A 13,993-nucleotide genomic window follows, 5' to 3' on the forward strand; every position below is an offset into this window, starting at 1 on the left:
CCGTTCTTGGCCATCAGCCCCAGCAGCATGATGATGCCGATCTGGCTGTAGATGTTGAGGCTGATCCCCGACCACAGCAGCGCCACCAACGCGCCGGTCACCGCCAGGGGCACCGACAGCATGATGATCAGCGGGTGGATCCAGCTCTCGAACTGGGCCGCCAGCACCAGGAACACGATCACAAAGGCCAGGCCGAAGGTGATGTATACCGCCGCCGAGGATTCCTCGAACTCCCGGCTCAGGCCCTGGTAGCTGACCCGCGCCTCCGGCGGCAGGTGATCCACCGCCAGGCCATTGAGGTAGTCCAGGGCGCTGCCCAGGTCGTAGCCGTCGGCCAGCGAGCCACTGATGATCACCGCCGGCAGCCGGTCGATGCGGCGCAGGTCCGGGTTGGCGCCGATTTCGTCCACCGTCACCAGCGCCTGCAGCGGGATCAGCTCGCCGCCACTGCGGGCCCGCAGGAACACCCGGCCCAGGTCCTCCGGGGTGGCCCGGTCGGCGTCGTCCGCCTGCACGATGACGTCATACTCCCGGCCCCGGTCCAGGTAGGTGGTCACCGCCCGTGAGGCCAGCAGGGTCTGCAGGGTCCGGCCCACGTCTTCGATGGTGATGTCCAGGTCCGCCGCCCGTTCCCGGTCGATGGTCACCTTCAGTTCCGGCCGGGTGAGCTCGAAGTCGGTGTCCAGGTTAAGCAGATTGGGATTCTCTTTTGCCTGCGCGAGAATCTCCTCGCTCCAGGCCTGCACCGTCCGGTAATCGGGACCGCCGATGACCACCTCGATGGGCTGGCTGAAACCGCGCTGACCCAGCCCCGGCGGATTGATGGCCGCCGCCCGCACCCCGGGTACCGTCGCCAGCTTGGGCCACAGTTCGGTGGTGATCGCCTGCTGCTGAGTGTCCCGCTCGTCCCAGGGGTTCAGCCCCAGGATCAGGAAGGCGTTGTCCTGTTCGTTGCGGAAGCCGACGATCGCCAGCAGCCGGTTGGCGGTGCCGTCCTCCAGGTAGGGCAGCAGCTGCTGCTCGATCTTCTTCACGTGGTGGTCGGTGTATTCCACGGTGGCCCCCCGCGGCGCGCTGGCCGGCAGGATGATCACCCCGCGGTCCTCGGTGGGCGCCAGTTCCTGGGGCAGCTTGGGGAACACCAGCGCCGCCAGCACCAGCCCCGCCAGGCCCAGGCCCAGCAGGACGCCCGGCTGGCGCAGGGAGAACCGCAGCAGCCGTTCGTAGCCCCGATTGAGGCCGCCCAGAACCCGTTCGCTGGCCATCCACAGGCGGTGGCCCTCGGCGGTTTCCGGGCTGTGTTTGAGCCACTTGGAACACAGCATTGGCGTCAGGGTCAGCGCCACCAGGCTGGACACCACCACCGCGGCGGCCAGGGTAAAGCCGAACTCGGCGAACAGCCGGCCCACGTTACCCCCCATGAACGAGATCGGCACGAACACCGCCACCAGCACCAGGGTGGTGGCAATGACCGCAAACGCCACCTGGCGGGCGCCGCGATAGGCCGCCAGCAGCGGCGGCTCGCCGTCGTCGATGCGACGCTGGATGTTCTCCAGCATCACGATGGCGTCATCCACCACCAGGCCAATGGCCAGGATCACCGCCAGCAGGGTCAGCACGTTGATCGAGAAGCCCAGGGCCCCCAAGCCGATGAAGGCACCGATCACCGCCACCGGAATGGTCACCGCCGGAATCAGCGTGGCCCGCCAGGAGCGCAGAAACACGAAGATCACCAGGATCACCAACGACACCGCGATGGCCAGGGTGATCATCACCTCCCGGATGGAGGCGCGGATGAAGATGGATTCGTCGTAGCTCTCGGCAATGGTCACTTCCGGCGGCAGGGTCTCGCGGATCCTGTCCAGCTCCGCCTGCACCCGGTCCGACACCGCCACCGTGTTGGCCTTGGACTGGCGGATGATGCCCATGCCGATGGCGGTCTGGCCGTTGGCCCGCAGCCGGCTGACGTCGGATTCCACCCCCATTTGCACGTCGGCCACCTCCCCCAGGCGCAGCAGGTCGTTGCCGTCCCGGCGGATCACCAGGTTGCGGAACTCCGCCACTGACGACAGCCGGCCCTGGGCGCGCACAGTGAAGTCGCGGGTGGCGGATTCCACCGAGCCGGCGGGAAACTCCACGTTGTTGGCCCGCAGCGCCTGTTCCACCTCGGCCACGGTGATGTCGCGGGCCGCCAGCCGCTCCCGGTCGAGCCAGACCCGGATGGCGTAGCGACGTTCGCCGCCGATGCGTACGTCCGCCACCCCGTCGAGCACCGACAACCGGTCTGCCAATACCCGCTCGGCGTAATCGCTGAGCTCGGCGCTGTCCCAGACGTCGCTGCGCAGGGTGATCCACATCATCGGCCGGGCGTCGGAGTTGGCCTTGCGCACCACCGGGGCGTCGGCCTCCTCCGGCAGCTGGTTGGCCACCCGCGACACCGCATCGCGGACGTCGTTGGCGGCGATGTCCACATCCCGGCTGGTGTTGAATTCGATGGAGGTGCGGGATTCGCCCTGTTCGGTACTGGATTCGATGGCGCGGATGCCTTCGATGCCGCTGATGGCCCCCTCGATGACCTGGGTGATCTGGGTGTCCACCACCTCCGCCGCCGCGCCGGTGTAATCGGTGGAGATCGACACCACCGGTGGGTCGATGTCCGGGTATTCCCGCACCGGCAGTCCCAGCAGGGCGGCAAGGCCGAACACGATGATCAACAGGCTGATGACCGTGGCGAACACCGGGCGCTTGATGGCGAGGTCGGACAGAATCATGGCTGCCCCCCCGCCTCTGCCGCGGGCCGCCGGGCCAGGTGATTGTCCGGCACCGCGCTGTCATCGGCCACCACCTGCACCGGATCGCCGCTGCTGAGCCGGTCCTGGCCGGTGACGATCACCGCATCGTCCGGGGTCACACCGGAGCGGATTTCCACCCGACCCGGCTGGCGGCTGCCCAGCTGGACCGGCACCCGGCGGGCCACCCCGTCCTCGGCGACAAAGACAAAACTGTTGGCGCCGCGGATCAGGATGGCCTGCTCGGGAATTACCAGCGCCTGACGCTCCTGCAGGGTCAGCCGCACCGACATGAACTGGCCCGGCCGCAACCGGCGATCCGGGTTATCCACAAGGGCGCGCACCGGCAGGGTGCGGCTCAGTTCACTGACCCGGGAGCCCAGCTCCACCAGGGTGCCGCGGAAGGATTCGCCGGGGTAAGCCGGGGTCTGGCCGGTGACTTCCTGGCCCAGGTGGAGTTGGCCGATGAACCGCTCCGGCACCGAGAAGTTGAGCTCCATGCGGTCGGTGGCGTCGAGGGTGGTGATGGTGTCCCCTTCGCTCAGGTAGCTGCCGACGGTGACATCGGTCAGGCCGACGGTCCCGGCAAACGGCGCCTCGATGCGGTGGTTGTCGAGCCGGGTCTGGGCGGCAAGGCGCTGGGCCAGGGCCACATCCCGGGCGGTGCTCAGTTCGTCGAGCCGGGACTGGGCAATGGAACGGTTGCTGACCAGGCGACGGGCCCGGTCGTATTGGCGCTGGGCATCGGCCAACCGGGCCTCAGCCACCTGCAGGTCCGCCCGGGCCTGGCGGTCATCCAGCCGCACCAGCAACTGGCCCTGGCGCACGGTGCCGCCGGGTTCCAGGTTGAGCGCCACCACCCGGCCGCTAACCTCGGCGGTCAGGGCCACGGCCTCCCGGGATTGCAGGGTGCCGACCGCCGCCAGGGCATCCCGCACCGTCTGTTGAGCCGGCGCCACGGTATTGACCACACTAGGCGTCCGCGTCCGTTCGGGGCCCTCGGCGGTTCGCGCCCCCAACCACTGATAGCCGGCGGCGGCCACCACGGCCACGGCCAGAATCGCCACGCCAATCAACCAGTGTCTTACCATGAATCGGTCTCTGTCCTTGTCACGTTTTCCCCCAGGGTTGGTACGACGGGACCGTCGCCACACGGTTAGGCGCCACCAGGTTGGCCCGATATGACAGGCACCCGCAGACAGCCTCAGGCTCCGGGCACCAACACGCAGACCCGTGCCGGATCGGAAAGTTCAATGCCCACCCGGCCATCCTGCCAACTTTCTCCGCCGGTATCCCCTGTATTTGCATAACTTTTACAGTATCACCGGCACCGAGCCGGGGCATCCTGGACCTTCAACGAGAGGTCTGGACAGGGCACGAATCCGCCGGGCCCCCCAGCGTCATTTCAGCCAATTGGACTTTTTGACATACCCGCCAGCGGTTTTTGTCAATGGAACGCCCGTTTGAATGCCGTAAAACATCGGCCAATGGATGGCGGCAACGCCATTTCTCCCCTGATTAGCACGACGGAGTGATTACTATGCCGGTCTACAAGGCGCCCCTGCGCGACATGAAGTTCCTGCTCAACGAAGTGTTCAACTACCCGAAGCACTACGAATCGCTGGCCAGTGGCGAGAATGCCACCCCGGACATCGTCGACGCCATCCTCTCCGAGTGCGGCAAGTTCTGTGAAGAGGTACTGAGCCCGCTGAACCAGAGCGGCGACGAGGAAGGCTGCAAGCTGGAAAACGGCGAGGTCACCACCCCGAAAGGCTTCAAGGAAGCCTACGACCAGTACGTGATGGGCGGCTGGCAGGGGCTGTCGGCGCCGGAAGAGTTCGGCGGCCAGGGCCTGCCGGCTTCCCTCGGCCTGTTCAAGCAGGAAATGATGGGCACCGCCAACTGGTCCTTCGGCATGTACCCGGGCCTGTCCATGGGCGCCATGAACACCATCTTCCTGCACGGCGACGACGAGCAGAAGCAGACCTACCTGGTGCCGCTGACCGAGGGCCGCTGGGGCGGCACCATGTGTCTGACCGAGCCCCAGTGCGGCACCGACCTGGGCCAGGTGAAGACCAAGGCCGAGCCCCAGGCGGACGGCACCTACAAGATCACCGGCACCAAGATCTTCATCTCCTCCGGTGACCACGACCTGACCGAGAACATCGTCCACATCGTACTGGCGCGCCTGCCGGATGCCCCCAAGGGCACCCGCGGGATCTCCCTGTTCATCGTGCCCAAGTTCCTGCCGGACGGTAACGGCGGCGTCGGTGAGCGCAACGGCGTCACCTGTGGCAGCCTCGAGAAGAAGATGGGCATCAAGGCCTCCGCCACCTGCGTGATGAACTTCGACGACGCCACCGGCGTGATGATCGGCCCGGAGAACCAGGGCCTGGAGTGCATGTTCACCTTCATGAACACCGCCCGTATCGGCACCTCCATCCAGGGCGTCGGCGCCGCCGAACTGTCCTACCAGTGGGCCCTGGACTACGCCAGGGAGCGCCGTTCCATGCGCGCCCTGTCCGGCAAGAAGGAACCGGAGCAGGTCGCCGACGCGCTGATCCACCACGCCGACGTGCGCCGGATGCTGCTGACCCAGAAGGCCATCGCCGAGGGCGGCCGTGCCATGCTGTATTACGCCGCGCGGCTGGCGGACCACATGGTGGAAGGTCACGAGAAGGGGGACGAGAAAAAAGCCGAAGCCTACGACGACAAGCTGGGCTTCTTGACCCCAATCCTCAAGGGCTTCCTCACCGAGCTGGGCTTCGAGGCCGCCAACCACGGGGTTCAGGTGTTCGGGGGCCACGGCTACATTCGCGAACACGGCATGGAACAAATCATCCGCGACACCAAGATTGCCACCCTGTACGAAGGCACCACCGGCATCCAGGCCCTCGACTTGCTGGGCCGCAAGGTGCTGCTGATGACCCAGGGCGGCGCGGTGCGTGATTTCACCTTGAAAATCGCCAACTTCGCCCGCAAGCACCTGGCGGACAAGCGCACCCGGCCGTTCGCCGTGGAACTGCTCAAGCTGACCGCCCAGTGGAACGTGCTGACCGTGCGCGTGATGCTGGCCGCCCGCAAGGACCGGGATGTGGTGAGCGCCGCCGCCCACGACTTCCTGATGTACAGTGGTTACGTCACCATGGCCTACATGTGGGCCCGCCAGGCGGTTGTCGCAGTGAACAAGCTGGACAATGGTGGTGAGGACGCCACCGAGTTCTACCAGACCAAGCTGGCCACCGCCGAGTTCTACTACGAGCGTCTGCTGCCGCGCGCCCAGACCCACGCCACCAGCATGCTCAGCCCCACCCGGAGCCTGATGCAAATCGACCCCGAGCACATGGCCTTTACTGACTGACCCGGCCGCTCAACGCCGAAAAAGCCCGCAACCGAATGGTTTCGGGCTTTTTTTTTGTCCCGACCTCCCCCACCTTCCGGCCCCTTTGATTGGTTCGCACGTTGACATAAATCAAATAATAACGATAATTGTTCTCATTAGTTTTAGCATTATTTAACAAGTGGTGCCCGGGCTGCGCCCCCGCTTCAGGGATTGAACAACAGGTCTTGCTCCCGTTCCCGCAACACCCGGTGCCAGCCAAGCAACGATAGCTGACGAACCATCATCGTGCCGCTCACTCCGATCGGGAGCCGAGCGATCATTAATCCAGAGGAAGTGACCATGAGCGACGAAGCAGCCAACCTGACTGCCGCGTGTTCCTTTGCCCCCGCCACGGCAACGTCTCACCCGGATCTTTCCCGGGCCCTGTTCAATGACCGTAACCTGACCCAGTACCGGGAGAGCCTCAGCCAGGCCATCGACCGTGTGGAACAGCGCCTGGCCTCGGTCGAAGGGCCGTTCACCGGCGTCAGCCCCGGCGAGCTCAGCGACCGGTTTGCCGGTCTCGATCTGGAGCAACCGTGCCAGGACCTGGACCAGGCGTTGACCGAGCTGGAAGCCCTCTACCTGCAGGACGCGGTCTATTTCCATCACCCCCGCTACGTGGCCCACCTCAACTGCCCGGTGGCCATTCCCGCCATCGCCGCCGAGGTGATTCAAGCCTCGATCAACACCTCGGTGGACACCTGGGACCAGAGCGCCGGCGCCACCCTGATCGAACAGAGCCTGATCGACTGGACCGCCGGGCGCATCGGCCTGGGCCCGGACGCCGACGGCGTGTTCACCAGCGGCGGCACCCAGTCCAACCTGATGGCCATGCTGCTGGCCCGGGACAACGTCTGCCAGCGGCTGTGGCAACACTGCACCCGGGAACGGGGGCTGCATCCCGAGGCCCACAAGCTGCGCATCTTCTGCTCCGAGGTCAGCCACTTCAGCGTGCAGAAGGCCGCCGCCCTGCTCGGCCTGGGCTACGACGCGGTGGTACCGGTGCCCTGCGACCGCTACTTCCGCATGGATGTGAACGCCCTCGAACAGGCGCTGCAACACTGCCGCGACCAGGGCCGGATTGCCATGGCGGTGGTGGCCACCGCCGGCACCACCGACTTCGGCAGCATCGACCCGCTGCCGGCCATCGCCGACCTGTGTGAGGCCCAGGGGCTGTGGCTGCACGCCGACGCCGCTTACGGCTGCGGCCTGCTCACCTCCACCCGCCACCGCCACCTGCTGCGGGGCATCGAGCGGGCCGACTCGGTGACCGTGGACTACCACAAGTCGTTCCTCCAGCCGGTGGCCTGCAGCGCCCTGCTAGCCCGGGACAAGCGCTCGCTGGCCTGCGTCACCTGGCATGCCGAGTACCTCAATCCGTTGAGCGCCCGCGAGCAGGGCACCCCCAACCTGGTGGACAAGAGCCTGCAGACCACCCGCCGCTTCGACGCCCTGAAACTGTGGCTGACCCTGCGCACCCTGGGCGCCGAGGGGCTCGGCGAGGCCTTCGACACGGTGATCCACCTGGCCCGCAAGGCCTACCTGCTGTTGCTGTCGGACGACGCCATCGAGGTGATCCACCAGCCCCAGCTCAGCACCCTGGTGTTCCGCTTCCGTCCGGACACGGGGCTCAGCGACGCACAGCTGGACGCCGCCAACCGCCATATCCGCCAGACCATCATGGCCTCGGGCGAGGCGATGATCGCCGCCACCAAGGTCGATGACCGCCAGTACCTGAAGTTCACCCTGCTCAACCCGCAGACCCGGATCCAGGACCTGCAGGCCGTGCTGCGGCTGATCAAACGCCATGGTGCCGACTACCTGGCCGCCCGGGCCCCATCGACCCGTTCTGTCCAGACCCGTGCGGAGGAACTGAGCTGTGACTGATTGCTACGATTTCATCGCCATTGGCCTGGGCCCGTTCAACCTGGGCCTGGCCTGCCTGGCCGAACCGCTGGACGACCTCGACGGCCTGGTGCTGGACGAAAACCCCGGCTTTGACTGGCACCCGGGCATGATGCTCGAGGGCACCCACCTGCAGACGCCGTTCCTGTCGGACCTGGTGACCCTGGCGGACCCCACCAGCCGGTACAGTTTCCTGAACTACATCAAGGAGCAGGGCCGGATCTACTCGTTCTACATCCGCGAGAACTTCTTCCTGCAGCGGCGGGAATACAACCAGTACTGCCAGTGGGCCGCCAACCGCCTCGGCAATGTGCGGTTCAAAACCCGGGTGGAGCGGATCGAATACCTTGAGGCGCGCGGTTGCTACCAGCTCACCGCCCGCTGCACGGACACCGACGAGCCCCGCACCTTCCACACCCGCAAGCTGGTGCTGGGTACCGGTCCCCGACCGTACCTGCCGGCCTGCTGCGAGGGTCTGGACGGTTCGGTGCTGCATTCCTCCGAGTACCTGAGACGCAAGGCCGAGCTGCAGGCGCAGCCGTCCATCACCGTGCTGGGCAGCGGCCAGAGCGCGGCGGAGATCTTCCACGACCTGCTGCAGGACATCGACCGGTTCGGCTACAGCCTGAACTGGATCACCCGTTCGCCCCGCTTCTTCCCGCTGGAGTATTCCAAGCTGACCCTGGAGATGACCTCGCCGGAGTATGTGGACTACTTCCACGAGCTGCCGGCGGCAACCCGGGACCGGCTGGTGAGCCAGCAGAAGCACCTGTACAAGGGCATCAATACCGATCTGATCAACGACATTCACGACCTGCTCTACGTCAAGCGCCTGCAGGCCGACTTCGACGCTCGCCTGATGACCAACTGCCGGCTCACCGATGCCCATCAGGATGCCGCTAACGGCGGCTTCCAACTGGCCTTCCACCACAGCGAACAGCACCGCTCGTTCAGCCACCGCTGCCATGGCCTGGTACTGGCCACCGGCTACCAGTACCAGCCGCCGGCGTTCCTGGACGGCATCCGCGAGCGGATCCGGTGGGACAACCAGGGCCGTTTCGACGTCAAACGCAACTACAGCATCGACGGCAACGGCGGCGAGATCTTCGTGCAGAACGCCGAGCTGCACACCCACGGTTTCGTCACCCCGGACCTGGGCATGGCCTGCTACCGCAACGCCTGGATCCTGCGGGAGCTGACCGGTCGCGAGCCCTATCCCATCGAGCGCACCATCGCCTTCCAGGACTTCGGCGTGCCCGAGGCCAGCGCCGAACCGCAAGCGGAGCCGTGCTGACATGACCCATCGAAGCCTGAAGTTCTGGCTGATCGGCATGACCATCTCTGCGGTGGTCGCCGATTCCATGCTGCTGCCGTTCTATCCCCACTTCTTTGCCACCGTGTTTGGCGTCACCGACGCCAACCACATTGGCCTCTACCTCAGCGCCTGCTGCTTTGCGGTGATCCTGGCGCTGCCGATGTGGGCCCGGCTGGTGCAACGCACCGGCGTGCTGCGACTGCTGGTCTATACCCAGATCGCCGCCGGCCTGCTCAGCATCCTGTGCTACTGGACCGACACCCTGGTGCTGTTCTGGCTGGTGTCGCTGACCATGCTGGTGTTCAAGGCCAGCTACCTGCTGATCTACCCGATGATCATGGCGGAGGAACGCCGGGACAGCCATGGCAACACCATCGGCCTGCTGTCGGTGGTGGTCCACCTCGGCGGCATCGTCGGCGCGGTGCTGGGCGGCGCGGTGCTGCAGTGGTTCGAGCCACGCCAGGTGTTCCTGGTGATGGCGGTGAGCGATTTCCTGCAGACCGCCACCTGCCTGTTCCTGTTGCGCCACCCGGTTAGCGAGGACTCCGAACCGGCCCCAGCGGCGACCCCGTCCTCGGCGGAGCCCACCTCGGGTGCGGCTGGCCGCTTCCTGCTGCCCTTGGGCCTGGTGATGTTCGCCTTCTATTTCAGCGCCTACCTGATCCGGCCCTTCTTCGTGCGGCACTGGGAGGCGGTGTCGGCGCTGCAGGACGAGGTGGTCTCCGGCCTGGTGTTCGCCATTCCCGCCGCCATCGCGGTGCTGGCGCTGTGGCTCAATGCCCGGCGCAACGCTACCGCGACCGCCGGCGCCGGCATCGTGTTGGCGATGGTGCTGGCCGCGGTCGGCCTGCTGATCCAGGGCACCGACCAGCCGCTCTACGTGCTGTTGGGTCGTTGCCTGTTCGGTTGGGGCCTGTTCCAGGCCACGGTGCGTCTCGACCAGCTGCTGTTCGCCCTCAGCACACCGGCCCGCTACGCCGCCGACTTCAGCAAGATCAACTTCAGCCAACAGTTCGGGGTGCTGGTGGCCTCCCTGGTCGCCGGCTCCCTGGTGGCCCGTTTCGACCTGGCCAGCCCGTTCCTGGCCGGCGCCGGCGGGCTGCTGCTGACCGCCGGCGCCTACCTGGCGCTGGTACGGCCGCTGTTGCAGCCCCATGCCAACACCCCCGACCCCGTGAGGAGCCCGTCATGACCACGACCTATCGACACCAGCACCCGACGCTGGGGGACTTTACCCTGCGCCCGCTGGCGCTGCCCGACGACCTGCCCCAGATCCACACCTGGCTGAGTGCCGACCACGCCCGCTTCTGGGGCATGCAGGACATGAGCCAGGACGACCTGAGCCGGTTCTACACCCGCCTGCGGGCCACCGGCGAGGGCGACGCCTTCATCGGCTACCACCAGGGCCGTCCGGCGTTTTTGATGGAGACCTACCACCCCGAGCACTCGCCGCTGGCCGAGCACTACCCGGTGCAGCCCGGCGACCTGGGCATGCACATCCTGGTGGCGCCGTCGGAACGGCGGATCGCCGGTTTCACCCGGGGGGTGTTTACGGTGATCATGGCCTTCCTGTTCGAGGGCCTGAACGCCCGCCGGGTGGTGGTGGAACCGGACACCCGCAACGACCGTATCCACACCCTCAACCGCTTCGCCGGCTTTGTCTACGACAAGGTCATCGAACTGCCGGACAAGACCGCCCACCTGGCGTTCTGTACCCGTGAGCAGTTCGAGCAAGCCCGACACCAACACCAAGCCGAGAGCCAAGTCATGAGTCACGCCCCCGAATTCCGGCCCGAGCAGGCCACCGACCACCTCCACCCGGCCCTGTGGCAGCACGTCAATGCCCTGCTGGTACGCAAGGCGCTGAGCGAGTTTGCCCATGAACTGCTGCTCAAACCCGAGTGCCTGACCACCGACGACGGCTGGGACCGCTACCGGGTGTTTGCCGACGAACGTAACATCGAGTACCACTTCCAGGCCCGCAAGCTGGCGCTGGACCACTGGCAGATCGACCCCGCTTCCATCAGCAAGCAGGTGGACGGCCAGCCGGCGCCGGTGGATGCGGTGGATTTCATCATTGAATTCCGCCAGACCCTGGGCATCGGCGACGCCATGCTGCCCACCTACCTGGAGGAGATCAGCAGCACCCTGTACGGCAGCGCCTACAAGCACCACCGCCCGGGCCAGACCGTTGCCGAACTGGTGGACGCCGGCTTCCAGCAGATCGAGGCGGCCATGTCCGAGGGGCACCCCTGCTTTGTTGCCAACAACGGCCGCATCGGCTTCGGCGCCGACGATTACCGCCGTTTCACCCCCGAGGCCGGTGCCCCGATCCGGCTGATCTGGCTGGCCGGCCACCGGGACCATACCCGCTTTGCGGTCAGCGATGGCCTCAGCCACCGCGACCTGATCGCCGAGCAGCTGGGGGCCGGCCAGCTGGCGGCGTTCGACGCCCGGCTCCGGGAGCTGGACCTGGACCCGGCGGACTACCTGTTCATCCCGGTCCACCCCTGGCAGTGGACCAACAAGCTGGCCCACATCTTCGCCCCGGACCTGGCCAACCGCCAGCTGGTCTGCCTGGGCTACGGCGACGATCGTTACCAGGCCCAGCAGTCGATCCGCACCTTCTTCAATCTGGACCAGCCCCACAAGCACTACGTCAAGACCGCCCTGTCGATCCTCAACATGGGCTTCATGCGCGGCCTGTCGCCCTACTACATGAGCACCACCCCGGCGATCAACGACTTCCTGCATAACCTGGTCAAACAGGACCCCTACCTGGCCAGCACCGGCTTCAGCATCCTGCGGGAAGTGGCGGGCATCGGCTACACCAACCGCTATTTCGAGCACTCGGTGGACAAGCACAGCCCCTACCGCAAGATGCTGTCGGCGCTGTGGCGGGAGAGCCCGCTGCCCACCCTGGGTGACAACCAGCAGCTGATGACCATGGCCGCCCTGCTGCATGTGGATAACGAAGGCAACGCCCTGCTGCCGGCGCTGGTAGCCAGGTCCGGTCTCAGTACCAAGTCCTGGCTCGTGCGCTACCTCAGGTGCTACCTGAGCCCGCTGCTGCACTGCTTCTACGCCCACGACCTGGTGTTCATGCCCCACGGCGAGAACCTGATCCTGGTGATGGAGAACGGCGCGCCGGTGCGGGCCATCATGAAGGACATCGCCGAGGAGGCGGCGATCATGAACACCGAGGTGGAGCTGTCAGAGAATGTGCGCCGGCTGCAGGTGGAGGTACCGGAGCATCTCAAGGTGCTGTCGATCTTCACCGACCTGTTCGACTGCATCTTCCGCTTCATGGCCGCCATCCTCGACGACCAGGGGGATTTTCCGGAGACGGAATTCTGGCGCCTGGTGGCGGAGTGTGTGCACGAGTACCAGGGCGCCCACCCGGAGCTGGCGGACAAGTTCCGGCGCCACGACCTGTTCGCCCCGGAATTCACCCGCTCGTGCCTGAACCGGCTGCAGCTGGCCAACAACCAGCAGATGATCGACCTGGCCGATCCCGCCGGCGCCCTGCAGTTTGTCGGCACCCTCTGCAACCCCATCGCCGCCTTCGCCGACAGCACCGCAGCCGCCCCGGTCAGCGCCGGCTGACCGGGGCCCCTGCGCGCGGGTCCGCTACCCCCTGTCGCAAACCAAAACGGGGAAGCCACCGGCTTCCCCGTTTTGGTGCCCCTGCGCTCAGCGATTACAGGCCCCACTTGGTCTCGATCGCCTCAAACATCCCGGAACGGTGCACCCGCTCCAGTGCCTGCTGCAACGTCGCCACCATCGCATCCGGCGTCTCCGGATTCAACGCCAGGTACAATTCGGTCTCGTTGAATGCATAAAGCTCCTGAAGGTCGTCGATGTCTTGCGCGGCCGCCAGGTAATAACCCGTGAGACGGTCCACCAGCCACAGATCGATCTGGCCCAGCGCGAGGCGTTTCGGGTTGAGGTCATTGCTGTCCAGCTCCGACACCTCGAACCCCCTCTCCTTGAGGAAAACGCTCATCACGTCGTTACGATAGCCCCCGAAGGTGTGGCCGCGAGCGTCTTCCAGGCTGCGGATCTGTAGATCGCTGTTGGCCGGACCAAACACCGTCCATGCGATGGTGGTCAGTGGCCCCACCCACTTGAACAGCTCCGCCCGTTCGTCATTGAGCGCGGTACAGAAAATCCCGTGGTTGGGTTTGTTGAGGGCCCGTTGGTAGCCGTATTCCCAGTTTCGCAGCTTGATCGAGAAGTCCAGATCGGTATTGGCCAGGATCGCCTCCACCAGCTCGGTGCAAAGGCCATCGATCTGTTCGGCCTTGTGCTCGAAAGCCCGGCCCGTAGCGCTCATGTTGTAGGGGGGGTAGTTCTCGGTGTACAGGTACAGCTTGTCGCTGGCGTGGCCGACGGCGCTCAGGCCGAGCGCCGACACGGTAAGCAGCATCACTGCAATCAAACGCATGGGGACCTCCGGGTATAGTCTGCTTATTCTTGTGTACTGTGTTGTTTGTATTCGGAATACCGGACACACCGGAGTGTACTGCAGACGCGTGCAACACTTTTGTGGACAGCTGTAACAATTTGTAGCGGCTGCGGTTGGCCGGCAATCGGCGG

Annotated in this window: 8 protein-coding genes; 5 read left to right on the forward strand and 3 right to left on the reverse strand. The window is 65.8% G+C overall.

The features are described from left to right. Positions 1-2,771, reverse strand: a 2,771-nt coding sequence (locus tag R3175_RS07705) for an efflux RND transporter permease subunit (RefSeq protein WP_318943448.1), incomplete at its 3' end; no start/stop codon positions are given. After that, positions 2,768-3,880, reverse strand: coding sequence for an efflux RND transporter periplasmic adaptor subunit (locus R3175_RS07710; RefSeq protein WP_318943449.1), 1,113 nt, complete (start codon positions 3,878-3,880; stop codon positions 2,768-2,770). The genes R3175_RS07705 and R3175_RS07710, both read right to left, overlap by 4 nt. 449 nt (positions 3,881-4,329) lie before the next feature. On the opposite strand from R3175_RS07710, the gene R3175_RS07715 reads away from it, so the two are divergent. The 5 genes from R3175_RS07715 (at position 4,330) to R3175_RS07735 (ending at position 13,000) form a co-directional block, all read left to right on the forward strand. Next, positions 4,330-6,150 (forward strand): acyl-CoA dehydrogenase C-terminal domain-containing protein, encoded by a 1,821-nt coding sequence (locus R3175_RS07715; RefSeq protein WP_318943450.1) that lies wholly within the window; start codon positions 4,330-4,332, stop codon positions 6,148-6,150. A gap of 321 nt (positions 6,151-6,471) precedes the next feature. Beyond that, positions 6,472-8,061 carry an aspartate aminotransferase family protein gene (locus R3175_RS07720; protein ID WP_318943451.1) on the forward strand — a complete coding sequence of 530 codons (1,590 nt, stop codon included), beginning with the start codon at positions 6,472-6,474 and terminating at the stop codon, positions 8,059-8,061. Beyond that, on the forward strand, positions 8,054-9,373 hold the full coding sequence (locus tag R3175_RS07725; protein ID WP_318943453.1) for a lysine N(6)-hydroxylase/L-ornithine N(5)-oxygenase family protein: 1,320 nt from the start codon (positions 8,054-8,056) through the stop codon (positions 9,371-9,373). Before R3175_RS07720 ends, R3175_RS07725 begins: the two co-directional genes overlap by 8 nt. A 1-nt stretch (position 9,374) precedes the next feature. Further along, positions 9,375-10,586 carry an MFS transporter gene (locus tag R3175_RS07730; protein WP_318943454.1) on the forward strand — a complete coding sequence of 404 codons (1,212 nt, stop codon included), beginning with the start codon at positions 9,375-9,377 and terminating at the stop codon, positions 10,584-10,586. Then, the gene (locus R3175_RS07735; RefSeq protein WP_318943455.1) at positions 10,583-13,000 is read left to right on the forward strand and encodes a GNAT family N-acetyltransferase; all 2,418 of its coding nucleotides are present in this window, start codon (positions 10,583-10,585) and stop codon (positions 12,998-13,000) included. Before R3175_RS07730 ends, R3175_RS07735 begins: the two co-directional genes overlap by 4 nt. Positions 13,001-13,094: 94 nt before the next feature. On the opposite strand, the gene R3175_RS07740 is transcribed toward R3175_RS07735, so the two are convergent. Continuing rightward, positions 13,095-13,841 carry a transporter substrate-binding domain-containing protein gene (locus R3175_RS07740; protein WP_318943457.1) on the reverse strand — a complete coding sequence of 249 codons (747 nt, stop codon included), beginning with the start codon at positions 13,839-13,841 and terminating at the stop codon, positions 13,095-13,097. Between the last annotated feature and the right edge of the window lie 152 nt (positions 13,842-13,993).

The sequence above is a fragment of the Marinobacter sp. genome, from assembly GCF_033722735.1.
Lineage (GTDB): Bacteria > Pseudomonadota > Gammaproteobacteria > Pseudomonadales > Oleiphilaceae > Marinobacter.